The organism is Hyphomonas jannaschiana VP2, from assembly GCF_000685215.1.
GTDB classification, from domain to species: domain Bacteria; phylum Pseudomonadota; class Alphaproteobacteria; order Caulobacterales; family Hyphomonadaceae; genus Hyphomonas; species Hyphomonas jannaschiana.
In genome coordinates this window covers 92,378-114,396 of sequence record NZ_ARYJ01000004.1, presented here as the reverse complement: position 1 = coordinate 114,396, position 22,019 = coordinate 92,378, and the positions used below count along the sequence as shown (strand labels likewise).

Annotated in this window: 23 protein-coding genes; 9 read left to right on the top strand and 14 right to left on the bottom strand. The window is 62.5% G+C overall.

Features of this window, described 5'->3' with window-relative positions:
- The first annotated feature begins 1 nt into the window (after window position 1).
- A complete protein-coding gene (locus tag HJA_RS07135) occupies window positions 2-742 on the top strand; it encodes a nucleoside/nucleotide kinase family protein (RefSeq protein WP_051597470.1) in 741 nt (246 codons plus the stop codon).
- A gap of 4 nt (window positions 743-746) precedes the next feature.
- Here the strand turns inward: HJA_RS07135 and HJA_RS07130 are convergent, their stop codons facing one another.
- The 9 genes from HJA_RS07130 to HJA_RS07090 form a co-directional block, all read right to left on the bottom strand.
- Window positions 747-1,886 (bottom strand): zinc-binding dehydrogenase, encoded by a 1,140-nt coding sequence (locus HJA_RS07130; RefSeq protein ID WP_035580149.1) that lies wholly within the window; start codon window positions 1,884-1,886, stop codon window positions 747-749.
- A gap of 41 nt (window positions 1,887-1,927) precedes the next feature.
- Window positions 1,928-2,902, bottom strand: a complete 975-nt coding sequence (locus tag HJA_RS07125) for an NADPH:quinone oxidoreductase family protein (RefSeq protein WP_035580146.1) — start codon at window positions 2,900-2,902, stop codon at window positions 1,928-1,930.
- Between the two features lie 9 nt (window positions 2,903-2,911).
- Entirely contained in the window at window positions 2,912-3,946 is a 1,035-nt protein-coding gene (locus tag HJA_RS07120) for an alpha/beta hydrolase (protein WP_035580145.1), read from the bottom strand.
- 72 nt (window positions 3,947-4,018) lie between these two features.
- On the bottom strand, window positions 4,019-4,642 hold the full coding sequence (locus HJA_RS07115; RefSeq protein WP_035580143.1) for a TetR/AcrR family transcriptional regulator: 624 nt from the start codon (window positions 4,640-4,642) through the stop codon (window positions 4,019-4,021).
- A gap of 133 nt (window positions 4,643-4,775) precedes the next feature.
- The gene (locus HJA_RS07110; protein WP_051597469.1) at window positions 4,776-5,810 is read right to left on the bottom strand and encodes a hypothetical protein; all 1,035 of its coding nucleotides are present in this window, start codon (window positions 5,808-5,810) and stop codon (window positions 4,776-4,778) included.
- A gap of 7 nt (window positions 5,811-5,817) precedes the next feature.
- The gene (locus tag HJA_RS17940) at window positions 5,818-6,516 is read right to left on the bottom strand and encodes a DUF6498-containing protein (protein ID WP_051597468.1); all 699 of its coding nucleotides are present in this window, start codon (window positions 6,514-6,516) and stop codon (window positions 5,818-5,820) included.
- Entirely contained in the window at window positions 6,513-7,118 is a 606-nt protein-coding gene (locus tag HJA_RS07100) for a hypothetical protein (protein ID WP_035580140.1), read from the bottom strand. The genes HJA_RS17940 and HJA_RS07100 overlap by 4 nt, the downstream gene beginning before the upstream one ends.
- Before the next feature lie 33 nt (window positions 7,119-7,151).
- The gene (locus tag HJA_RS07095) at window positions 7,152-7,823 is read right to left on the bottom strand and encodes a M23 family metallopeptidase (RefSeq protein WP_051597467.1); all 672 of its coding nucleotides are present in this window, start codon (window positions 7,821-7,823) and stop codon (window positions 7,152-7,154) included.
- Complete coding sequence (locus HJA_RS07090) at window positions 7,820-9,151, bottom strand: flavin-containing monooxygenase (RefSeq protein WP_035580138.1); 1,332 nt, start codon at window positions 9,149-9,151, stop codon at window positions 7,820-7,822. The genes HJA_RS07095 and HJA_RS07090 overlap by 4 nt, the downstream gene beginning before the upstream one ends.
- Before the next feature lie 90 nt (window positions 9,152-9,241).
- On the opposite strand from HJA_RS07090, the gene HJA_RS07085 reads away from it, so the two are divergent.
- Entirely contained in the window at window positions 9,242-9,721 is a 480-nt protein-coding gene (locus HJA_RS07085; RefSeq protein WP_051597466.1) for a PaaI family thioesterase, read from the top strand.
- Window positions 9,721-10,152: a PaaI family thioesterase gene (locus HJA_RS07080; protein ID WP_035580137.1), complete on the top strand. Its 432-nt coding sequence runs from the start codon at window positions 9,721-9,723 to the stop codon at window positions 10,150-10,152. The genes HJA_RS07085 and HJA_RS07080 overlap by 1 nt, the downstream gene beginning before the upstream one ends.
- Before the next feature lie 80 nt (window positions 10,153-10,232).
- On the opposite strand, the gene HJA_RS07075 is transcribed toward HJA_RS07080, so the two are convergent.
- Entirely contained in the window at window positions 10,233-11,396 is a 1,164-nt protein-coding gene (locus HJA_RS07075; RefSeq protein ID WP_051597465.1) for a serine hydrolase domain-containing protein, read from the bottom strand.
- Window positions 11,397-11,440: 44 nt separating this feature from the next.
- On the opposite strand from HJA_RS07075, the gene HJA_RS07070 reads away from it, so the two are divergent.
- Both HJA_RS07070 and HJA_RS07065 read left to right on the top strand, forming a co-directional pair.
- Window positions 11,441-11,773 carry a hypothetical protein gene (locus HJA_RS07070; RefSeq protein WP_035580135.1) on the top strand — a complete coding sequence of 111 codons (333 nt, stop codon included), beginning with the start codon at window positions 11,441-11,443 and terminating at the stop codon, window positions 11,771-11,773.
- Entirely contained in the window at window positions 11,770-12,213 is a 444-nt protein-coding gene (locus tag HJA_RS07065; protein WP_051597464.1) for a DUF6265 family protein, read from the top strand. The genes HJA_RS07070 and HJA_RS07065 overlap by 4 nt, the downstream gene beginning before the upstream one ends.
- Window positions 12,214-12,228: 15 nt before the next feature.
- Here the strand turns inward: HJA_RS07065 and HJA_RS07060 are convergent, their stop codons facing one another.
- Together HJA_RS07060 and putA are read right to left on the bottom strand one after the other, a co-directional pair.
- Window positions 12,229-13,116 (bottom strand): DUF3298 and DUF4163 domain-containing protein, encoded by an 888-nt coding sequence (locus HJA_RS07060; protein ID WP_035580129.1) that lies wholly within the window; start codon window positions 13,114-13,116, stop codon window positions 12,229-12,231.
- Window positions 13,117-13,125: 9 nt separating this feature from the next.
- Window positions 13,126-16,260, bottom strand: a complete 3,135-nt coding sequence (gene putA / locus HJA_RS07055; protein WP_035580127.1) for a bifunctional proline dehydrogenase/L-glutamate gamma-semialdehyde dehydrogenase PutA — start codon at window positions 16,258-16,260, stop codon at window positions 13,126-13,128.
- 151 nt (window positions 16,261-16,411) lie between these two features.
- Between putA and HJA_RS07050 the strand changes: the two genes are divergently transcribed.
- Window positions 16,412-17,632, top strand: a complete 1,221-nt coding sequence (locus HJA_RS07050; protein ID WP_422119971.1) for a glycosyltransferase family 4 protein — start codon at window positions 16,412-16,414, stop codon at window positions 17,630-17,632.
- Window positions 17,633-17,648: 16 nt separating this feature from the next.
- On the opposite strand, the gene HJA_RS07045 is transcribed toward HJA_RS07050, so the two are convergent.
- The gene (locus HJA_RS07045; RefSeq protein ID WP_241764313.1) at window positions 17,649-18,758 is read right to left on the bottom strand and encodes a substrate-binding domain-containing protein; all 1,110 of its coding nucleotides are present in this window, start codon (window positions 18,756-18,758) and stop codon (window positions 17,649-17,651) included.
- Between the two features lie 277 nt (window positions 18,759-19,035).
- Here HJA_RS07045 and HJA_RS07040 point away from each other — a divergent pair, with 277 nt between their 5' ends.
- Window positions 19,036-20,229, top strand: a complete 1,194-nt coding sequence (locus HJA_RS07040) for a type III PLP-dependent enzyme (RefSeq protein ID WP_035580125.1) — start codon at window positions 19,036-19,038, stop codon at window positions 20,227-20,229.
- On the opposite strand, the gene murI is transcribed toward HJA_RS07040, so the two are convergent.
- Entirely contained in the window at window positions 20,175-21,044 is an 870-nt protein-coding gene (gene murI, locus HJA_RS07035; RefSeq protein ID WP_051597463.1) for a glutamate racemase, read from the bottom strand. The genes HJA_RS07040 and murI overlap by 55 nt on opposite strands.
- A 186-nt stretch (window positions 21,045-21,230) precedes the next feature.
- Here murI and HJA_RS07030 point away from each other — a divergent pair, with 186 nt between their 5' ends.
- Both HJA_RS07030 and HJA_RS07025 read left to right on the top strand, forming a co-directional pair.
- Window positions 21,231-21,518, top strand: coding sequence for a DUF2218 domain-containing protein (locus HJA_RS07030; RefSeq protein WP_035580123.1), 288 nt, complete (start codon window positions 21,231-21,233; stop codon window positions 21,516-21,518).
- Between the two features lie 96 nt (window positions 21,519-21,614).
- Window positions 21,615-22,013: a hypothetical protein gene (locus HJA_RS07025; protein WP_035580121.1), complete on the top strand. Its 399-nt coding sequence runs from the start codon at window positions 21,615-21,617 to the stop codon at window positions 22,011-22,013.
- Window positions 22,014-22,019 lie beyond the last annotated feature (6 nt).

Here is a 22,019-nt window from a genome sequence, read left to right as displayed (position 1 = left end):
AATGACGACAACGCCCAAGACGCCCGCTGACGAGGGCATTCGCGCATTGGCCACCCGCCTCGCTGAGCTGCAATCCGACCGGGCCGGCCTGATCGCCGGACTCACCGGATCGGTCGCTTCCGGCAAGACGACGCTTGCCGGGGCGCTTGCCGACGTTCTGAACGATACGCTGGAAGTCGAAACCGTGTCGACCGATGGCTTCCTGTTCCCAAACAGCGTGCTGGCCGAACGTGACCTGACCCTTCGCAAAGGCTTCCCGGAAACCTATGACCATCAGGCCCTCGGCACGGCCCTCAGCGCCCTTCGCACCGGGGAAGCACCGTTCCCGGCCTACAGCCATGTGACCTATGACGTGGACCCGGCCCTGACGCGCATCATCGCGCAGCCGGACGTGCTGATCCTCGAAGGTCTCGGCTTCCAGCCGCTCTCGCCGCCCCCGCGCGAAGCACACGAACCAGACCTGCTGATCTATCTCGATGCCAGCGAGGACGATCTGCTTTTCTGGTTCCTTGAGCGATTCGTTCGCCTGTGGAATGCCGCGCGGGAGGATCCCTCCTCATTCTATGCGAACTTCCTCCATATGTCCGAGCCCGAACTCATGGAGTTCGCTCAATCCGTCTGGGAGCGGATCAACCTGCTGAATTTGCGCGAGAACATCGCCCCGCTGAAACAGCGGGCCGACATCGTTCTCTTCAAGACCCGCGACCATACCGTGACGATCGCGGAAGACAGGTTGCTCTAACCCCCTAGAGCGTTGGATCGATAAGGTATTTCTCACCCGTCGCCTTGGCGTTGTAGGCGTGCAGGGTTTCCAGATCGAGTGCCTCGGCCAGCGAGATCGTCTTCGTATAATGGCTGGCGAAGGTCGTGTTCAGCTCATCGATCACGCGCTTATACATGCGCGCGCACACTTCCGGAGACGCCTTTTCCAGGAACGGCGTCAGCAAGTAACCGCTGAGATTCCAGGCAAAGCCCACACCTGCCGGCACGATGGTGGGAGACATGTCGAGCCGGCCATAGATATAGACCTGCGTCTCCTGCCCCGATCCGTAGCGGGAGTATTCCTTCATCTTGCGGCTGGCCGCAGCCTCCATCGCGATCAGCAGCTGGCCAGCGAGCGGGCCGCCGCCAATGGCGTCGAACCCCATCGTCGCACCTGTTTCGACCAGACCATTGATCAGGTCTTCCATGAATGTCGGTGAGGTCGAATTGACGATATGCTTGGCACCGATGCCGCGCAGGATCTCCGCCTGCTCCTCTTTGCGCACGATGTTGAGGATCGGTACGCCATCCTTGAGGCAGATCTTGTTCAGCATCTGGCCAAGGTTCGAGGCAGCCGCCGTATGCACGAGCGCCTCATGGCCTTTCGCCTTCATCGTCTCGACAAAAGACAGCGCCGTCAGCGGGTTCACATAGCAGGACGCGCCCTGTTCTGCCGTCGTACCGTCTGGCAGCGCCATACACTGCGAAACGTGCAGTGTACGGTATTGCTGGTACATGTTCCCGCCAAGGCAGGTGACCATCTTGCCGAGCAGCGCCTGAGCCGCCGGGGAGTCGCCTGCGGCGATCACAGTGCCGGCGCCCTCATTGCCAACGGCCAGCGACTGGCCAAGCCGGGCCTTCATGGCGCGCAGACCACCCTCGGGTACGTCAGCCGAAACGGTCGGGCTGTCTTTCGTGCCCCCCTGCACGGCGGTTGACATGTCCGCGCCGCCCACCAGGAGCCCAAGGTCAGACGGGTTGATCGGCGTCCCCTCGACGCGCACGAGCACCTGGTCCGGACCGGGGGCCTTTACGGGGGCGTTTTCGAGCGAGAGTTCCAGCTTGCCTTCCGGTGTCACCAGGGTACGGATTTGCAGGCTTGTCTCGGGGAGTTGATCAGCCATTGGGTATTCCTCTCTAAGCGTTTGAATCTTTGAATCTGTTTTCAGGGTCTTATGATGACTTTACCGACAACTTCGCGGTCGGTCAGCAGGCGCCAGGCTTCGCGCCAGTCTTCCAGCGGGATCTCACGGAAGACATGCGGGTGCACCTTGTCCTCTTCGGCCAATTTGCGGATCGCTGCCTGATTGGCCCGTCCCCGCTCAGGGAACTGGCGGCCATATTCCCCGGCGCGCACGCCGACGACCGAAAAGCCCTTGATGAGCGGCATGTTCACTTTCACTTCCGGAATACGGCCTGACGTGAAGCCAACCACCAGAAGCCGCCCGTCGAACGCGATACAACGCACGCTCTCGTCAAACACATCGCCGCCAACCGGATCGAAGATCACGTCTGCGCCTTTGCCACCGGTCAGCGTCTTGACCTTGTCCCGGAAGCCCTGCGTAATATTGATGCCGTAATCGGCACCGTATTCCAGCACCTTGTCGAGCTTGGTGTCCGAGGCAGACGTCGCAATCACCGTCGCGCCCAGCAGCTTGCCGACATCGACGGCCGCCATGCCGACCCCGCCGCTGGCACCATGCACCAGAAGCGTCTCACCCGGCTGCAGGTTTGCACGCACGACCAGCGCAACATAAGCCGTGATGTAGGCGGCAGGAAATGCGGCTGCCTCGGCGAAAGTGAACGGCTTCGGCTTGGCAGACAGGCTCGCAGCCGGAAGGACCGCGAATTCAGCATAAGCGCCGGTCTTGTTGCCGCCGATCACCTCGTCGCCCGGCTTCCATTCCGTCACGCCTTCGCCGACCGCTTCGATCAGGCCGGCGACTTCCATTCCGAGCGTAAACGGCAGCTCCGGTTTGAACTGGTACTTTCCCTGACTCATCAGGAGGTCCGGGAAGTTCACGCCTGCGGCCTTCACACGGACGAGGACTTCGCCCTTCCCCGGATCCGGCACGGCAATATCCCGCACCTCCAGCCCGGAAAAGTCATCCGTGATCTGGTGACAGACAAGCGCTTTCAAATCGCGCTCCTAAAGCTTTGAATAGACGGTGCGGACCATGTCCGCGATTTCGAGACAGGCCTTGCGCGACCCCGGTGAAATCAGTGTGAAGGCCGTGAACGCATGCGCGAGATGGTCATAGCATTTGTGCATCACCGGCACGCCGGCATCCTTCAGCCGGCGGGCATAATCATCGCCTTCGTCGCACAGCGGATCATGACCTGCCGTAATGACAACGGCGGGCGGCAGGCCATCCAGATGGCCCGTCTGGCCGGGTGACAGCATCCGGTCGGACTTGTCGAAGCCTTCCGGAAGGTACTGCTCCATGAACCAGTCCATCGTGTCGGTGGAGAGCGAGAAAGTCTCGCTAAATTCCTTGCGCGAGGGGAATTCCTCGACGAGATCGATGGCCGGATAGATCAGCAGCTGCATGGCGGGCAGCGGCTTGTCTTCGCGCTGCATTTCCTGCGCGATAATGGCCGAGAAATTACCGCCCATGGAATCCCCGCCCACGGAGGCAACGCCTTCCGGTGCACCGAACTTCGCAGCATTGCGCATGCCCCACTCATAGGCCGCGCAGCAATCGTCGATCCCGGCCGGGAATTTGTGCTGCGGCGCCAGGCGATAGTCGATCGACAGGACCGGGCATTTCACGCGGCTTGCGATGATCGAGCACCAGGCATGGCAGGTTTCCAGATCTCCAATCACGCCCCCGCCCATATGATAGTAGACCATCAGCGGCGCCTTCGGATCCTGATCGTCCGGCCGGTAAATCCGTGCCGGAATCTGGTTCTTGTTCGGGCCGGGAATGGTCAGGTCCTCGGTGCGCACACCCGGCTCGATCGGTGCCGCAACGGAGGCCAGCGTCTCCTTGGTGACGGCCTGGACGGTTTCAGCCGGCAAGCTCGACAGCGGCGGGGCATTGCGACCATTCCAGGCCATCAGTTGCAACTGAGGCTCCAGCGTCCGGCCGCGAATGGTCAGCGGCTTGCCGCCTGCCATTTTCACGAGCAGGCCGCCCGGCAGCTTCATGACGAGCTTGGTGATGGTTTGCTGAAGGCTCATGGCCGCTCCCCTGCTGTATTCTCCGGGGAAGCTTAGACCTGCCGCGCCTCGCTCGCCAAGGGGGCAACAGGCTTACTTCGCGGCAAGCTCCTTCACGCCCGCCATCAGCATGCGAGAGGCAAACTCGGTCGCGCCTTCCACATCGACCGGCCGGCGGAGCAGCATGATCTCACCCATTTCCCGGGCCGTTCCGATCGCGGCGGCCGTGAGAAATTCAATGTCGATATTCGAGGATGTGTCTGCAGACAGGATTCGCTCAAGATCTGACCGGATCTCCGCTGCGACGGCCAGCATTTCCGGCGTATCCACCCGCACGCCGATCAGCGCCATATGGGGTGCCCCCTCGGACAGGGCCTGACGGTTCTCTTCGGCAATGAAGCTGAAATAGGCGTGATAAGCGTCGTGCATGTAATCATGCGCCGTGCGGGCACTGGCGCGGACGTCTTTGAGCATGTGGCGGAAACGATGCGTGGAATCCTCCGCGATCGCTTCGAACACTTCTTCCTTGGACTTGAAGTAGTTGTAGAACGTGCCCGCAGCGAGATCGGTTTCCCGGATAATGTCCCGCACCGTCGTCGCCTCGAACCCGATCCTGGCAAAGACGCGACGTCCGGCATCCAGAATGGCCCGGCGGTTTGCTGCTTTGGAGCGTGCTCTTTTGCCGGCACCCGATGCCGTTTTCACGTCAATTGTCATGAATCGCCGTCCTTACCTGCCCACACCGTGACCCACGGCGTCACCATGTGTCAACTTTTTAACTCTGCAAGGCTGCAATGCATTTCGTTTCAACGAAATCAGGGATTTGCCCTATTGCCAGCCATCGGGCCAATCATCCGGCTGCAGGCGCTATCCGCCAGATCAGGCCTTCGCCGTCGCGGTCACAATCGACCGTCATGAAAGCGCGCTGGGAATGGATCGCCCCGCGCCATATCTCGATCCAGCTTGAGAGCAGATTCTCCCGCTCTGCCCCTTCCAGGCCGCGCGCGATCCGCAAGCCGGTCTGGTACAGGATGGCTTCATCATCTGAGTGTTCCATCCGGGTCTCATCGCCCATGCCTGCAAACATGGCAGCAAGGAACTCCGCCGCCTCCACTGGTCCGCCGTCTGCACCGCCGACAGCATCGGCCATGCGCCGGAAATGCTGCAAGCCCGTCAGACGCGCTGCAAGATGGCAGAGCTCAAGCGCCCGCGCCTGCCCCAGCACATGGACCAGTTCGCGCACACCATTGCGGATATATTCGACGGCATAGTTCCGGTTGGCCTTTGCGAGGCGCTCGGCCGTCCACTCCCCGGGCGGCGGCTCAGGCTGTTTCGCAGGATCGAAAGGCGGCGGGCGCTCATCCGGCGCGAACCGGAGCCGCTCGTCTTCCGAAAGCTCGTGATCGTATTCGCGGAAATAGCCGCAGAGGCCGAACTGGCCGGTCATGTCTTCAGACACGCACACAAAGCCGAGGCGCGGATTGCCGAGCGAGATGCCGTTCTGGCCATACCAGCCGCGCAGGAAGCCCCTGCTCGCCTCGACCGGTACGCCGCAGATCACGGCGCCATCATACATCCAGCGCGGATAGCGGAAGCGCACCCAGGCCTTGGTATCGCTTTCTTCCATATATTCGACGGCCACACCGCCGACGCCATTGGACAGGACATGATACTTTGCGCAGGCAACGGCGTCCGGCTCGCCTTCGAGGCCCAGCTTGCGGAAGGAGGACAGGAACTTGTCCTCATGCTGGCGGCGGAACAGGCGGAACATCCAGTCGCCCACGACTTCCGGCCCTTCACGCGTTGCCACCATCAGTTCGAGGCCCAGCAGGTACTGGTGGTGCAGCTCGGCCTGCGCCTCGATCGCAGCGGTGTTCAGCGTCATGTCAGCCCTACCCTGCCTCGGCCATGGCACCCGCCAGCGGGCCGGTTTCCCCGTCCATTCGCCGCCGGCGGAGCATGTTCATCGCCATGCCGAAGGCGACACGCAGCATGATAAGGATCAGCACGCCAAGCAATGGCTGGCCGAAAGCCAGCATCAGGCCCGCCCCCAGAATGATCGCCACGTGCAGCGTCACGATCCGGCCGTAGGGCGCGAACATTTCGGTCGGCAGCTGCGTCTCGCGATAGCCGCCGCCCACCACGTAATCGACGAGGTAGAAGACAGCGTTCACCGCGATGATCGCCGCGACGAACCACAGCATGTAAGGCCCGGTGCCGAGCGCCCAGTCGACCAATGCCCGCATGCCGTCAAACCCCGGCGCAGGGTCGCCAACCTTGCCGCCCGCAAAGGCGCTGAGGAAGATCCCATGGCCGAAACAGAACATGCCGTAATGCACGGTAAAGAACGGCACCATGAAGGCCGCCACGGCAAGGTTCAGGATATTTGCCGCCACCGTGCCCAGCATGCGCAGGATGGTGAAAGCCCCGATGACCAGGTTCTCCAGCCAGTAGAGCGCGACCAGCGGCACAGCTTTCCAGCCGAAGAACACAACGGCGATGACCGGCAACAGGTCGACCAGCAGGGTCAGCCACGCCATCGGGTCCCGATAGGTCCGGGCAAACAGGTCAGGATCGAAGAAACGGGTCATTCCGGTGCTTTGCCCGCGGGTATGAGATCCGGCAAGGGCTGATCCGTGGGCGAATAGGTGAAGGCATGGCCCGGGCCCCATTCGCCATCATCGCCGAGGAATTCCGAGACACTGGACAAGGTGCCATTCGCATTGATCCGCCCTGTGGAGCGCACTTTGAGAATGTGCGGCAGGCCTTTCACCTCCTCTTCGGCGGTCCAGCTGCCGTCGGGGTTCAGGGTGAATGTTCCGCTGGTGCGGAAATTGGCGCTGGTGATGTAGACATAGTCCAGCACACCCGGAGTCCGGGACAGCTGAACATAGGTGACCCCGCCATAAGAGCCGTCTTCCAGAACATGCCGGTTGACCAGCACGCTGCCGCCAAGGTCCCAATCCCATTCGGAGTAATCCGCAGGCTGGCCGTGTTCCTTGTCGGCGTCGCCCGGCTCGCCGCGCCAACGCGTCCCGGCCAGATCGGCCAGCACGCCGAAGCCATACTCGGCGGCCGGAGCGTCCTGAATTGCCTCAGCTTCTTCAGCCGCCGCCAGCGACGTGGCTGGCCGAACCTGCGCACAGGCCGCGATGGCCAGGACAGCCGCCCAGATCGTGAAACGCCTCGACATGCCCGTTTCCTCCACCCTTTTGTTCTTAATCCGTCAGCTACCGGCCGGATTATAGGCCGGGAACTCAAACGGATTGCGGGGGGCAAGCCCCTTCGACCCTCTCGGATTATTGTAGTTACCGGTCAGGATCTCGAAATGGAGATGGATCGCCGTCGCATTGCCGGACCGGCCCATCATGCCGATTTCCTGCCCGAAGCCGACTTCGGCGCCCGCGCGGATGCCCTGGGCAAAATGGTCGAGATGGGCGTAGCGCGTGTAGACGCCGCCGCCATGATCGATCAGGATCATGTTGCCATACCCCGTCGAGACGCGCGCTTCGAGGATACGGCCAGGGGCCGCCGCATAGATCGGCCCGGCCGGAATGGACTGGAGATCGATCCCGTCATGGCGGCGCTCGGACCGGATACCGAAGCCGGACGACAGGCACACATCGTTCGCCGGCGCCGTCGCCAGGACGATGGAACCGACGACGATGATCGGCTTGTAGTCGACCACCCAGAAATCACTGTCCATGGGCGGCGCGTTGGTCACATAAATCCCCCCGCACGAGCGGAGATAGGCATTTGGCTGGAAGGCGCCCTGCGCGGCCGAGACCTGTGGCGGCCCCGGCGGCGGGGTATAGGTCCGCACCTGTCGCGGCGGGGGCGATGAGGCACAGCCCGCCAGGAAAACAAACGTGAGTGCAGCCCCCAGCAGCTGCCTCATGCGTGAGCCTTTGCGCGTTTCATACCCTTTTCGATCTCCTTCAAAAGGTCCCGGCAGTAGAGGTTGAAGTCTACCTGCATGCGGTGGCGCGGACTGTCATAGAAGTGCCCGAGATGCTCTTTCTCGTCTGCAATCGTGATACGCTCCATTTCCGCAGCATCGGGGAAAGCGTACTCGCCATCAAGGGCGGCCGCGACCAGTTTGGACTGCTGTTCGGCAAAATTCACAAGGGTCGGCAAAGGCTGGGCGAGACCGAGGAAGAAGATCGTCTCGCGGCCTGGCTTCACCATCCGCTTGTAGAGCGGGAAGACGTTTTCCTTCGGGGTCAGGTCATCCTGCTTCAGGAAGGGGAAGGTCACGTTGTAGCCGGTCGCCCAGACAATTGCGTCGATCTTCTCACGCGTGCCGTCGGTGAAGACGACACCGTCGCCGTCCAGCTTTTCGATGCCGGGTTTCGGCGTGATGTCGCCGCAGCCGACACGCGTCAGGAACTCACCTGACACGGAGGGGTGGCCTTCCAGCGGCTCATGATCCGGCTTCGGCAGGCCATAGTCTTCCATCATGCCGATGGTTTTCTTGATCTTGGCGCGGGCGAGCTTGCGGCCGAGGCTCGCCGGCATCCAGGCCGGCAGCACCGCCTTGTCCGCCGGTTTGCCGTCCATGTATTTCGGCATCACCCAGACGCCCCGGCGCATGGAGATGAACAGCTTCTCCGCCAGCGGGCGCTGGGAGAGTTCCGAGGAGATGTCCATCGCCGAGTTCCCTGCCCCGACAATCATCACCCGCTTGCCGCGGAAATCGTACGGCTCGAACGGATCGGTATAGTTGTGGGAGTGGACCTGGTAACCATCGAAATGCCCGGGATAGGTGGGCGTGCGCGGATCCCAGTGGTGGCCGTTGGCGACCACGACAGCATCATATTCCCGCGTCTCGCCGGTCGACAGCGTGACCTTCCAGCGGCCGCCCGGCAGGTCTTCGACATTGGTGACGGCCGTGTTGAATGTGATCGTCTCGCGCAGGCCGAAATGATCCACATAGTCGTGGAAATACTGCAGCAGCTGGGCATGATGCGGAAAGTCCGGCCAGTCTTCCGGCACGGGATAATCCTCGAAGGCGAGGCGCCATTTTGACGTATCGATATGCAGCGACTGGTAACAGGAGGAAGCCCCGTTCGGGTTCTTGTAATACCAGTTCCCGCCAATGTCGTCCGACATCTCGAAACAGTCATAGGGCAGGCCCCGGTCCTTCAGCCGCTTGGCCATCGTGAAGCCCGAACACCCTGCCCCGATAATGCAGGTTTTCGGCTTTCCCGCTCCGTCAAATGCCATTGTTTCCTCCTGACCTCAGGTCATGTGTATGGTCTCTTCCCTCTCGATGTTATCCGAGGCTAATTGCAGGTCAAATGAATGAGGGCCGATATGGAAGATGACGCCACGCCAACCGTCGAACCCTGGCAGGTGATGGGAGAAAACCTGGACATCATGACCGGCGGCATCCCGTGGGGGCGCCGGATGAGCTTCCGCGTCACGAAGCTGGAAAAGGGCCGCGTCTGGGGCGTTCAGCCCTGGAAAGAGCGCCTTGTCGGCGATCCGGACACGGGCGTGATTCATGGCGGCGTGCTGACGTCTTTCCTCGACAATCTCTCCGGCATGGCGGCGAGCTCCTCGCTCGACAAGGCGCGCTTCGTCTCCACGCTGGACCTGCGTATCGACTATATGCGACCGGCCGAACCGCACCGGGAAATCCTCGGGGAGGCGGAGTGCTACCACATCACCCGCAATGTCTGCTTCACGCATGCCTGGGCCTATCATGAGAGCCGGGACAAAGTGATCGCCACCGCCGCGGGCGCATTCGCCATTAACAAGCCACGCCCCATTGAATCATTGAGGGAATTTTGATGTCCGAAGACATTCTCCCGACCCGCGCCGAACAGGTACAGGCCTTCCTGGGCCGCACTCCGTTCGCGCAGGAAATCGGCATGCGCTGCGAAGTCATGGGCGACGAGATGACGGCCATCATGCCGTTCCAGCAGAAACTGATCGGCAATTTCACGATCCAGGCCCTGCATGGCGGCGCCATCGCCGCCTTTCTGGAGCTGACCGCCATGGCGCAGGTCTATCTCGTGACCGAACATCTTGAGCGCCCGCCCCGGCCGATCAATCTGACGATCGACTATCTCCGCCAGGGACACGCGAAGGACACCTATGCCCGCGCGACCATCACCAAGATGGGCCGGCGCATGTGCTCGGTGCGGGCAGAAGCCTGGCAGGACCAGCGCTCAAAGCCGGTCACATCGCTGCTCGCGCATTTCAAGGTCGGTGGCGACTGAGGTGTTGGATAAGGTCCCGTCCGGACCATGAAGAACACCGTGAATAGACCATATATGGACCATTTATACGGGCCGCTTTTTCATGGAAAAGCGCGGGCCAGCGCGAGGTTCCACTGAAGGTCGGCCTCCCAGTTGGCGTCATTCTCTTCCATCAGGGCGAGGCGGACGACGATCAGGTCCCGGCTCGGCACGATGAAGATCGTCTGGCCTTCATGCCCCTGGGCATAGAACGCATCGCCTGCGCCCGGCAGCAGCCAGAAGCCGGCCCCGTAGAAATTTGCCGGCCCGCCCGGCGGCGGCGTGCGGGTCATGTCGACCCAGCCCTCCGGCAGGAGCCGTTCGCCATCCCAGACGCCGTCGCGCAGGTACAGCAGGCCGAGTTTGGCATAGTCGCGCGCCGTGGCCCAGACATGCGAGCCGCCAAGATACGTGCCTGACAGATCGAACTCCGGCTGGGCATCCATGCCGAGCGGCCTGAACAGGACCTCGTCAATCCAGGCAGCCATGGGCGCATCGGCTGGGGAACAGGGTGTCTGCGGAGACGCGCCTTCGCTTGCCGCTTCTGAAGACGCGGTCGAGCACCAGGTGTCGACCCCGATGACATTCTGAAGTGCCCGGCCGACCAGGCTGAAACTGGCCGTCGAATAATTCCATCTTGTGCCGGGCGCATATTTCAGCGGGAAGGAGTCCCGGATATAGCCGACCACGTCGAACCGGCCTGCGCCATACATCATCTGAGCGACGTCATTGGCTTCGAGAATGTCGGACTCGAATTCCAGATATTCCAGACCATCGGTCATGGTGATCCATTGGCGCCATGTAATGGCCGCACGCGGATCATCCTCGGGAAACACGCCGGGCATCGGCGCATCGATATTCTCCACCAGGCCAAGCTGTACCGCCCGGCCAACGAGCGCCGACGTGACCGATTTGGCGAGGCTCCATGACATGTGCCGCGTCCCGGCGCCGAACCCGTCCCGGTAAACCTCTGCCACCAGCCTGCCCTTGTGGACGATCACCACGGCATGGGTCTCGCCGCCAAGATCCCCCCGGTTGCCGACCATGGCGATGTCCAGCAGCTCCTGTATCTCATCGGCATGCTCGGGCGGAAGCACGCCCGTCTCCCACCCCGCTGTTGGCCAGGCCACGCCATCCGGCTGGGCCGGCAGCGGCACAAGCGCCTGTGCCGCGGCAAACGGCGCGGCCAGGCAGGCAAGGCAGATCAGGAATATGTTGCGCAACATGGCGCTTGTCTCCTATTGTCCCGATCCGGACATAGGGGAAAAAAGTGAAACACGTCAAAGCACTTCTGGTCGTGGCAGGTATTGCTGCGTTCTCCGTTGGGTTGATAGCTGTATTTTACCCCAACCAGCAGGCAGCGCATGCGGACTCACTCGCCCGTGCGGAGATTCTGGCTTCCCTCGGCGCCAAGCAGGTCTGCTCCTGCCTTCACATCGCAGAGCGTGACCTGGACAGCTGCGAGGGCGATTTCACCTTCGACATGACCGGCATTTCCTATACGGATGAAAATAATATAACCCGCGCCGTGTCGCATGATGGCCGGGTCAGCGCGCAAGCGAAGTTTACCCCCGGCCTTGGCTGTACCCTGATCGCGCCATGAAGCGCGTCCTGTCCGCCTGCCTCATCCTGATCGGCGGATGCACCGCCGCCCCGGAGACTGCTCCCGGACACCCGCTTGGCTGGATCAGCGGCTGCTGGGAAAATGCGGACGGGGACTATCGCGAAGTCTGGTCCGCGCCCGACCATGGCTATCTGTTCGGTTATGCCCTGGCGCTGAAGGGGGATCAGGTCAGCTTCTTTGAACAGTCCCGCATCGATCCCGGCAAGAGGTTTACCTTCAACGCCTATCCCGCCGGCAAGGGCCCTTCCCCGTTCCGTGAAATCGAACGCGGCGCATCCCACATCGTGTTTGCCGACCCCGGCCACGATTATCCCCAGCGTATCCGCTACGCTCGTGAAGGCGACCGGATGACGGCGGAAATTTCGCTTATGGACGGCTCCCGGGGCCAGGGCTTCGCTTTCCGGCGCTGCCGGGACTGACGCTCACTCGCCCGCTCACTCGCCAAGACGCTGGATCTCTGCCGGCTCACCCGCAAACAGGGTCCGGTATGCCGGCTTCAGCAGAGTCCGGAAATCGGCCTGCGGCAGCGTGATGTGATACGCCCCTTCCGCATACGAACCGATTTCATAGGGCGCATAATGCAGCGCGAGACCGCCCAACTTGCCGGCCTCTGTCGAGGCAATGAGGCTGATATTCCCCGCCAGGACATCCGAGACACTCATGGCATCCTTCGACTCCCCGAGGAACATTTCATAACTGTCCGGAGATCCGCTGCGGGCCGTCTTGGCGCGGGCAACCAATTCATACACTTTCGGGGCAAGCGCGACGGCGGCGGCCTCCTTGTCGGAGAACAGGTCGCCGATGCGCATCCGTTCGCCGGTCTGCGTGTTATAGATACGCCCGTCGGTCATGTAATTGCCATGCGCCCCGCCGGTGTGGGTGTAGATGAAGCCTTCCAGCCCGGCGAGCATGCCGGCGGCGCCGGTCACCTGCCAGTCGATTTTCAGGGCGTAGGGACGGAAATAGTCCGGGTCCACTTTCTGGTAGGTTTTTGCATCTGCCTCCATGGCATCGATGCGCGCCTGCGCGTCGGCCACGATGTCCTGCGCCAGGGCCGGCGTGAAGGAAAAGACCGCTTCATCGATGCTGACGTCTGCGGTCAGAACATCATTGTCTACCACGATCGTGCGCGGCAGGGCCGCCAGGATCGCTTCCGGTGAGTCAGCCGGATTTACCTGTGTCTCCCCGTCCGGCGTATCCGTGCCGGGCAGTTCCGCCACGGGCCGGGTATCGGGTGTGCCCCCGGCTTCCCCTGCCTGCCCGCAGGCGCCAGACAAGCCGGCCATCAGAAAGGCGGCAGAGAGAAGCAGGGTCTGTTTCATCGTCTTTTTCTACAGGCTCAGCAGTTCTGCGTCACCTCCCTGTGCCGTGATATTCACGGTCAGCGCCCTTTCTGCGGCGAAGCGATGGAGATAATGCGGCCCGCCGGCCTTTGGCCCGGTGCCGGAGAGCCCTTCCCCGCCAAAAGGCTGCACGCCGACGACGGCCCCGATCATCGAGCGGTTCACATAGGTATTGCCCACCGGACAGGCCGCACGGACTTCCTTGTAGAAGCTGTCGAGGCGCGAATGCACGCCCAGCGTCAGGCCATAGCCCTTGGCGTGGAGTTTGGCGCCGACTTCATCAATGTCGTCCGGGTCATAGCGGATGACATGCAGGATGGGGCCGAACTTCTCTTCCGTAATCTGATCGAGCGAAGACAGCTCCACCAGCGCCGGGCCGAAGCCATAGCCTTCGCGGCCGATCTGGCCGGCGTCGATCTGGTGGAGGACTTTCGCGCGGGACTTCATGTCTTCGAGGTGCGCTTCCAGCATGTCGCGCGCCTCCGCATCGATGACCGGGCCAATGTCCGTTTCAGGCAGGGCCGGATCGCCGAGCTTCAGCTCGTTCATTGCGCCGATCAGGCCTTCGATCAGATGGTCGGCGGTGGCTTTCGGCAGGAACGCAACGCGCAGTGCTGAACAGCGCTGGCCCGCCGACCCGAAGGCGGAGATGATTATATCGTCCAGCACCTGCTCGCGCAGGGCCGTCGTGTCCACGAACAGGCCGTTCAGGCCGCCGGTCTCGGCGATCAGCGGAATGATCGGCCCGTCACGGTCCGCCAGTGTGCGGTTGATCATGCGGGCGGTGTTCGTGCCGCCGGTGAAGCAGACGCCGGAGACGCGCAGGTCGGACGTCAGCTTCGCACCGACCGTCTCCCCCTTGCCGGGCAGAAGGTGCAGCGCGTTCACCGGCAGGCCAGCCTTGTGGAACAGTTTCACCGCCTCGAACGCGATCAGCGGCGATTGTTCAGCCGGCTTGGCGACGACCGTGTTGCCCGCGGCAAGCGCGGCGGCGACCTGGCCGGTGAAGATGGCCAGCGGGAAATTCCAGGGCGAGATGCAGCAGAAGACGCCCCGTCCGTGCAGGGACAGATGGTTCGTTTCCCCCGTCGGTCCCGGCAGGCGCACGGGCGCAGCGAAATCCTTTTCGGCGCCCATCGCATAGTAGCGCAGGAAGTCGACTGCTTCGCGCACCTCGGCGATGCCGTCATTCAGCGTCTTGCCGGTCTCGCGCGCCATCAGGGCGATGAGGCGCGGCATGTTGCTTTCCAGCGCTTCGGCCATGGCCCGCAGATGGGTCGCCCGCTGGGGCCCGCCCAGCTTGTCCCATTCCGGCTGAAATTTGACCGCTGCGTCCAGCGCGCGATCCATCGCCTCTTCGCTGGCTTCCTTGCAGGCGCCCAACACGGTTTCGGTGTGGAACGGCACACGGCAGAGCTCTCCTCCGCCTGTGTCTGCCTTGCCGGAAACGATGGCCCCGGCGGCGATGGCCGGGCTGTCGCGGAAGACGCGGATCGCCGAGGCGATATCGTCGCGCACATTCTGCTGCGACAGGTCCAGGCCGGAAGAGTTGCGGCGTTCCGGCCCGTAAAGGCGCGGCGGTGTCGGGATGCGCGGGTGGCGGCGTGGACCAGCCTCGACCTTGGTGATCGGATCGGCGACGACCTGTTCGGCCGGCACATCCGGATCGAGGAAGGAGTGTACGAAACTCGTATTGGCACCATTCTCCAACAGGCGGCGGACGAGGTATGGCAGCAGGTCCTTGTGCGCTCCGACGGGGGCATAGACCCGTACGCGATTACCGGCTTTCGCCGCCGCGTAAAGCGCTTCGCCCATGCCATGCAGGCGCTGGAACTCGAACGCGGTGACGCCCATGGAATCCGCCATCAGGTCCACCGTCGCCAATGTGTGGGCATTGTGCGTCGCAAATTGCGGATAGAGGACCGGGCTCGCCTCCAGCAGCTGCTTCGCGCAGGCGAGATAATGGAAGTCCGTCCCCTGCTTTGTGGTGAAGACCGGGAAGTTCGGGAAGCCTTCGACCTGGGCGTGCTTGATCTCGCTGTCCCAATAGGCGCCTTTCACGAGGCGCACCATGAAGCGCTGGCGCGTGTCACCGGCCAGCTGTTTCAGCTTCTCGATCACGCCGCGGGCGCGCTTCTGATAGGCCTGCACGGCAACGCCCAGGCCGGACCAGCCCTTGAGCGACGGCTCACGCGCAAGCGCTTCCATCAGCTTGAGCGAGATCACCAGCCGGTCGGCTTCTTCCGCATCCAGACAGAGATTGATGTTCGCGTCGGCCGCCTGTTTGCAGAGGCCCAGCAGGCCGGGGTAAATCTCTTCCATCACCCGGGCTTCGTTGACTGCCTCATAGCGCGGATGCAGGGCGGAGAGTTTCACGGAAACGCCATTGGCCGCTTCCGGCTTGACGGATTTGTCCTTGCTGGCGGCCACCTGTTCAATGGCACTCTGATAGGCCTTCAGATAGCGTTCGGCGTCAGCCGCGGTACGGGCGCCTTCTCCCAGCATGTCGAAACTGAAATGCGCCGCATCGCCCTGGCGCACCATCCGGCCACCACGCTTCAGCGCATCCTTCACGTTCCGCCCAAGGACAAACTGCTCGCCCATGATCCGCATGGCCTGCATCATGGCGGCGCGGATCACCGGCTCACCGCTTTCGCGGACGAGGCTGGACACGAAGTGACTGGGCCCCTTCTTGGCGGCCGCCGGCACACCGATGACGCGGCCGGTCAGCATCAGGCCCCAGGTGGAGGCATTGACCAGCCAGGATTCCGACTGGCCCTGATGGGCGCCCCAGTTTCCGGAGCGGATCTTCTCGGCGATAAGGTCGTCGCGGGTCTCGGCGTCGGGCACGCGCAACAGCGCCTCGGCAAGACACATGAGAGCAAGGCCTTCCGCGTTCGACAGGCCGAACTCCTCCAGGAAGCTTTCCATCATGCCCTTGCGGCGCCCGGTGGCCCGCGCCGTCTCGACCAGATCGAGCGCCCGCCGCATCGCCGCCTGGCGAAGATCGTCACTGACAGGCGTCTCTTTCAGGAGATCCTCGAGCAAGGCCTCCTCATCAACAAACTTGTTGGAGTCGAGCGCATCCCAGACGAATTGTGTGGCGGCGAGGGCGTCGGTCATAAATGGTGGTCCCTTCTGGCAAAAACTTGGTACAAAAGCAGAATAACGGGGCAGGTCTTATGCCGGTTCCCACCCATCTGGGAAAAAACTATATCGTCTCCACGTATCGAGTGCGAGGGTAGTGGACAGCGAAAGGGGCCTTTACGGTCCCGTGCAAGCCCGCCATGTTGCGCGCGGCTGCGTGGCATTGATGGGAGTCCACATGCGGATCATGCTCGTGACAGACGCCTGGGATCCTCAGGTCAATGGCGTCGTGCGCACCATGAAGCGCGTCATCGCCGAATCCGAGGCGATGGGCCATGAATGGGAAATCGTGCATCCCGGGCAGGGCTTCATGACCATGCCCCTGCCGACCTATCCAGAAATCAAGCTGGCTCTGTTCGCCCGGGGCGAGATCGAGGAACGGTTCAACGAATTCGAGCCGGACGCGGTTCATATTGCGACCGAGGGCACACTCGGCATGGCCGGCCGGGCCATGTGCCTGAAGATCAAACACCCCTTCTCCACCGCCTATCACACGCGTTTCCCGGAATATGTGTCGGCCCGCCTGCCGATCCCGATTTCCTGGGGCTATAATTTCGTGCGCTGGTTCCACAAATATTCCGGCAAGGTCATGGTGCCGACCCCGTCCATGGTGGAGGAATTGCGGGCCAAGAAGTTCATCAATCTCGTGGCCTGGGGCCGCGGGGTCGATACTGACCTCTTCCACCCCTCCCGCCGGATCGAGGAAGGCCAGCCGGGCGACCCGTTCGAAGGTCTGGCCCGCCCGATCTTCCTGAATGTCGGCCGCGTGGCGGTCGAGAAGAATATCGAGGCCTTCGCCGAACTGGACCTGCCGGGAACGAAAGTGATCGTTGGCGATGGCCCACAGCGCGAGGAACTCCAGAAGCGCTATCCGGAGGTCAAATTCCTCGGCGCACGCTTCAATGAAGACCTCGCCACCGTCTATGCCAGCGCAGACGTTTTCGTCTTCCCCAGCCTGACGGACACGTTCGGCCTTGTCGTGCTGGAGGCGATGTCGTCCGGTACGCCGGTGGCCGCCTATGATGCGACCGGCCCGCGCGATGTGATCCCGGGCTCGAATGCCGGAACCATCACGCCGGTCGACGGAGACCTCGCGTCGGGCGCTATCGCCTGCCTGGATCTCGACCGGGAAACCTGCCGCAAATATGCCGAAGGCTATAGCTGGCAGGCCTGCGCGGAGGCCTTCATCGAGAACCTCCAGCCCCTGCCCGCCCCGGCCCGGAAACGCTTCTGGCAGAAAATCCGCCTGCGCCGGCGCAAGAAACCGCTGGAACTGGTCATCCCGCCGCTGCTGGACCTCAGCCCGAAGCCGAAGGATTCCAGCGACAAGCCGGACGACAAGGCCTGAGTCTCAGGAGCAGCGTTTAGTTCTCGGATGCCGCCTTCAGCTCGGCCGCCCTTGCCTGTTCGGTGGCACGGTCTTCATCGGTGAGCGGGATCAGGCCCTTGTCGAGCAGATACCCGTCCGGCCCCATGGCGCCGTCTGACACGAACTCTTCGACGAATTCGGCAATGCCGGGCACAAAGCCGAGGTTTTCCCGCTTCACATAGATGTAGAGCATGCGCGACAGGCCATACTCGCCATCCTTGATGTGCACGAAATCCGGTGTAACGCCGGAGAGCAGCCCCGCCTTCACCCGGTCCGAGTTCTGCTCAAGGAAGGAAAAGCCGAGGATGCCGATTGCCGCCGGTGTCTTGGTCAGGGCCTGAACAACAGCCGCGTCGTTCTCCCCGAAATCGATCCAGGCGCCATCCGTGCGGATCGTATGCGCGCGCTGGAGGAAAGCTGTTTCATCGAGCTGGCTGAGCGCGCTCATCTGCGGGTCTTCCAGCGCGCCATGCTCCATGCCCAGTTCGACAAAAGCGTCCCGCGTGCCCGACGTCGGCGGCGGCCCGAAAACAAGGATCGGCTCATCCGGCAAAGAGGGGCTGACCTCGCTCCAGGACTTGTACGGATTGGGCACGAAACCGCCCTGCCCGTCTGGCAGGTCCTTGGCGAGGGCGCGGTAAAGCTCAGCCTTGGTGATGTCGAAATCCGGCCCGGCCTTCGAATTGGCAATAACAATCCCGTCATAGCCAACGCGGAACTCCGCCGGATTATTCACGCCATTGGCCGCGCACAGGGCCCGCTCGGCCTTCTTGATGGGGCGCGAGGCATCGGAAATGGAGGGCTGCGACGGGCCGGCGCCAAGACAGAACGCCTTGAAGCCGCCGCCTGTCCCGGTCGTCTCGACCACGGGCGTCGGCCATTTGGTGACCGCGCCGAACTGTTCGGCGACAGCCGTGGCAAAAGGCGAGACTGTGGAGGAGCCGACAATCTTGATCTTCTCGGCCTCGACCCCGGTAATCGAGGGCGTGACAATCCGGTCTCCCACTTCCAGTTCCGAAAGGTCTGTTCGTCCGCATGCGGCAGCCAGCAGCAAAACTGCTGCTGTCAGGGCAGGTCTGAAGGCCGGGGGCCACCCGTGCATCATGCTCGATTCCTTCCCAGTGGTGCCCGCATGTATCCGGAATTCTGTATGACTCCAAACATGCTACGCCTTCTTCAATAACTGCTACAGGCCTCGTCAAAGAAGGTTTCATGAAAAATTTCAGTCCGAGGGAAAAAAATTTCTTGCGCCCCCGGAAAATGTCCATTACATGCCCCCTCGAAATAAAGAGATGTGGCGGACACTCTGCGCTAACCCACTCGGTGGGGGCCCCCGTACTAACGCCCAAAGCTGGTTAAAAGCCCTTTGGAGGTTAGGTGTCATGCACTCCTATGCTACCCCAATTCATATTGTTCGTGAGTCCCAGCCGGACGTTCCCGTCTGGTGTTTCCGTCCGGAGCGCGTCACCGCGTCGGCGAAATGGTTCCGTGAGTCCTTCTCGGCCGAGCCGTTCTATGCTGTGAAGGCGAACCCCGGCGTGCACGTGCTCGACGCCCTCTGGGCCGGCGGCGTGCGCAGCTTCGATTGCGCCTCCGATACGGAAGTCGAGCTGATCCGTACACGTTTCCCGACCGCGCGCATCGCGTTCCTGCACCCGGTGAAAAACCGCCGTGCGATCGCCCGCGCCTATAACGAGTTCGGCGTGCGCATCTTCGTCACCGACACGATGGCGGAGCTGAACAAGATCCTCGAGGAAACCGGCTATGCCGACGACCTGACGATCATTGTCCGTGTCGCCGTGTCCTGCGACGGAGCCGCCCTGCCGCTGGCCGGAAAATTCGGTGCAAGCGCTGAAGACGCCGCAGAAATCCTGCGCGAAGCCCGCCGCTATGCTGACGAGCTGGGCGTGTCCTTCCATGTTGGCAGCCAGGCCCTGAAGCCGACCGCCTGGGCAACCGCCATGGCCGACGTGTCGCGGATCATCATCACGGCAGGTGTCACGGTGGACATCGTCGACGTCGGCGGCGGCTTTCCGTCCGTGTACGCTGACAACGCCCCGCCGGCGCTGGAATCCTATGTCGCCATGATCGAGGCCTCGTTCGAGGAAATGTTCGTTCTCGAAAACGCTGAACTGTGGTGCGAGCCGGGCCGCGCGCTGGTCGCCGAGTCCGAAAGCCTGCTGTGCCGGATCGAACTGTCGAAAGACGGCGCGCTCTACATCAATGACGGCTCCTATGGCGCCCTCTACGATGCCGTGCACGAGCGCTGGCAATTCCCGAAACGCGCCATCGCGGGTGACGGCCGCAAGCTGCACGGCATGAAAGCTTACCGCGTCTACGGCCCGACCTGCGATTCGACGGACAAATTCCCGGACGAGATCATGCTGCCGGCCGGTCTGACCGAAGGCGACTATATCGAGTTCGGCAACCTCGGCGCCTATGGCCGTGCCATGTCCAGCCGCTTCAACGGCTTCGGCGAAACCGAAGTGGTGGAAGTGCAGGACGCGCCGTGGCCGAGCCTTTACGGGTCGGTCGGGGCCGAAGTCGTGTCCATCGGGTCCAGAGCCACGCTCTGAAGCTCCGGAAAACCGTATCGCCTGAGGACGAGCGCGAGATCCGCCTCGTCCTCGGGATGACTGGTCAGGAAAGCCTGACCGCCAATGCCGCGCGCCTCGGTCTCTACCGGCAGCACACGGATCGTCTGGCGCGCAATCGCGGCGCCTGAATCGACATAGCTGACAGGCTGGGGCGCGCTGGCGATCAGCTGTCCGCGCACCAGCGGGAAATGCGTGCAGGCGAGCACGATTGTGTCGATCTTCTCCCCGCCCGGCACATCGAACAGAGGTGCCTGCACTTCGACAAACCGGTCGATGGGAATATCCTCGCCGCGCGCATGGGCCTCGGCCAGGCGGACAAGCTCGATACTGCCATGCATGATAACGTGCAGGTGTCCGGCGAATGTCTCGATCAGTTCGGACGTATAGGCCCGGCGGATCGTGCCCGGCGTCGCCAGCAAGCCGATCGTGCCGGTGCGAGTGAGCTGGGCCGCCGGCTTGATCGCAGGCACAGTGCCAACGACCGGAATGTCGAGCACGGCCCGCACCTCTGACAGGGCAAGTGTCGAGGCTGTGTTGCAGGCGATGACGAACACGTCCGGCTTCACCCGATCGCACAGTGCCTTGGCGACTTTCGGCAGGCGCTCGCGCAGAGCCTCGTCGGACTTGTCGCCATAAGGAAAGAAACCGGAATCGGCGGCATAGTGCACGCCGAGCGCCGGGCCGAGCGCGCGGATCTCCTCCGCCACGGTCAGCCCCCCGACCCCGGAATCGAAGACGAGCACCCGCCCGCGGGCAGGAGAGGGAACAAAATTGCCGGGCAATGATTCAGGCATGATGAAAACCTAATCGCATTCGCGAACGGCGAAAACGGGGCAAGCATGAGGCGATGTGAATTGCTTCGCGCCAAGCGGGACCGGCGAACGACCCCTTCAATGCATAAGACTTATGAGAGACCGTAACTTGCTCTTCACCGCTCAATCCCTAAAATGCGAATGATTATCAATTGCGAGTTATGACCCATGATCACCAGCACCCTTGTCCCGACTGCCAAGGCCGAGAAATACATCACCCAGCTTGCCAGGCATTGGGGCCATAAGTTCGAAGTGACTGAAGATGCCGGGACCCGCATCATCAATTTCGGCGCGGCCCGTTGTTTCCTCTCGGCCGAACCGGATGCCTTGAAAGCCACGATCGAAACGCCGTCAGAGGATGCCAGCAAACTGGAAGAGGTCGTCGCCGACCATCTCAACCGATTTGCCCATCGCGAAGGCCCGCTGACGTTCAACTGGACCCGCCTTCCGGCCTGATCCCCCACAGCAAGTTTATTTTGAACCCGCCCCCAAACATGCTTATTTGAGCCGGAATGCCGCCTGGATGACCGGGCGGCTCAACCGGCTCGGCGCATGATCATTCTGAGATCCTTCTTCCTGGCAGGCCTTGCCATGTTCTTTGCGGCCCAGCAGGCGCTCTGCGCCTGTGAAGCGCCGCGAGCGCCTGCGCCGGTTGCAATGGAGATGGCGCACAGCATGCCGGCCGGTCATGCCTGTGACGAAACCAAAGCGCCGCACCATGACAAATCGGCTTGTCCGCATTGCAATGCTGACCATGACCTGATCGCCAAGGCCCCGCAGGCGATGGCCACCCCCCTGCTGCCTGTCAGCACGGCGCCGGCCCTGTTCCTGCCGTCCGAGGCATTCAGAGTCTCAGCGCCGCCGATGCGGCCACCGAAATACATGCTCTACCAAGCGTCCGGCCCGCCACGGCTGACGCCGCTCCAGCTGAAAACACGCTTCCTGAATTGAGACCGG

Bases quoted from the DNA above. Each gene is read 5' to 3' on its own strand.
- HJA_RS07030 (WP_035580123.1), top strand. From the start codon at position 21,231: ATGATCACCAGCACCCTTGTCCCGACTGCCAAGGCCGAGAAATACATC.
- HJA_RS07045 (WP_241764313.1), bottom strand. From the start codon at position 18,758: ATGATGCACGGGTGGCCCCCGGCCTTCAGACCTGCCCTGACAGCAGCA.
- HJA_RS07060 (WP_035580129.1), bottom strand. From the start codon at position 13,116: ATGAAACAGACCCTGCTTCTCTCTGCCGCCTTTCTGATGGCCGGCTTG.
- HJA_RS07110 (WP_051597469.1), bottom strand. From the start codon at position 5,810: ATGACGCTGAACACCGCTGCGATCGAGGCGCAGGCCGAGCTGCACCAC.
- HJA_RS07095 (WP_051597467.1), bottom strand. From the start codon at position 7,823: ATGAGGCAGCTGCTGGGGGCTGCACTCACGTTTGTTTTCCTGGCGGGC.
- HJA_RS07130 (WP_035580149.1), bottom strand. From the start codon at position 1,886: ATGGCTGATCAACTCCCCGAGACAAGCCTGCAAATCCGTACCCTGGTG.
- HJA_RS07135 (WP_051597470.1), top strand. From the start codon at position 2: ATGACGACAACGCCCAAGACGCCCGCTGACGAGGGCATTCGCGCATTG.
- HJA_RS07040 (WP_035580125.1), top strand. From the start codon at position 19,036: ATGCACTCCTATGCTACCCCAATTCATATTGTTCGTGAGTCCCAGCCG.
- murI (WP_051597463.1), bottom strand. From the start codon at position 21,044: ATGCCTGAATCATTGCCCGGCAATTTTGTTCCCTCTCCTGCCCGCGGG.
- HJA_RS07090 (WP_035580138.1), bottom strand. From the start codon at position 9,151: ATGGCATTTGACGGAGCGGGAAAGCCGAAAACCTGCATTATCGGGGCA.
- HJA_RS07065 (WP_051597464.1), top strand. From the start codon at position 11,770: ATGAAGCGCGTCCTGTCCGCCTGCCTCATCCTGATCGGCGGATGCACC.
- HJA_RS07085 (WP_051597466.1), top strand. From the start codon at position 9,242: ATGGAAGATGACGCCACGCCAACCGTCGAACCCTGGCAGGTGATGGGA.
- HJA_RS07120 (WP_035580145.1), bottom strand. From the start codon at position 3,946: ATGAGCCTTCAGCAAACCATCACCAAGCTCGTCATGAAGCTGCCGGGC.
- putA (WP_035580127.1), bottom strand. From the start codon at position 16,260: ATGACCGACGCCCTCGCCGCCACACAATTCGTCTGGGATGCGCTCGAC.
- HJA_RS07080 (WP_035580137.1), top strand. From the start codon at position 9,721: ATGTCCGAAGACATTCTCCCGACCCGCGCCGAACAGGTACAGGCCTTC.
- HJA_RS07100 (WP_035580140.1), bottom strand. From the start codon at position 7,118: ATGTCGAGGCGTTTCACGATCTGGGCGGCTGTCCTGGCCATCGCGGCC.
- HJA_RS17940 (WP_051597468.1), bottom strand. From the start codon at position 6,516: ATGACCCGTTTCTTCGATCCTGACCTGTTTGCCCGGACCTATCGGGAC.
- HJA_RS07025 (WP_035580121.1), top strand. From the start codon at position 21,615: ATGATCATTCTGAGATCCTTCTTCCTGGCAGGCCTTGCCATGTTCTTT.
- HJA_RS07075 (WP_051597465.1), bottom strand. From the start codon at position 11,396: ATGTTGCGCAACATATTCCTGATCTGCCTTGCCTGCCTGGCCGCGCCG.
- HJA_RS07115 (WP_035580143.1), bottom strand. From the start codon at position 4,642: ATGACAATTGACGTGAAAACGGCATCGGGTGCCGGCAAAAGAGCACGC.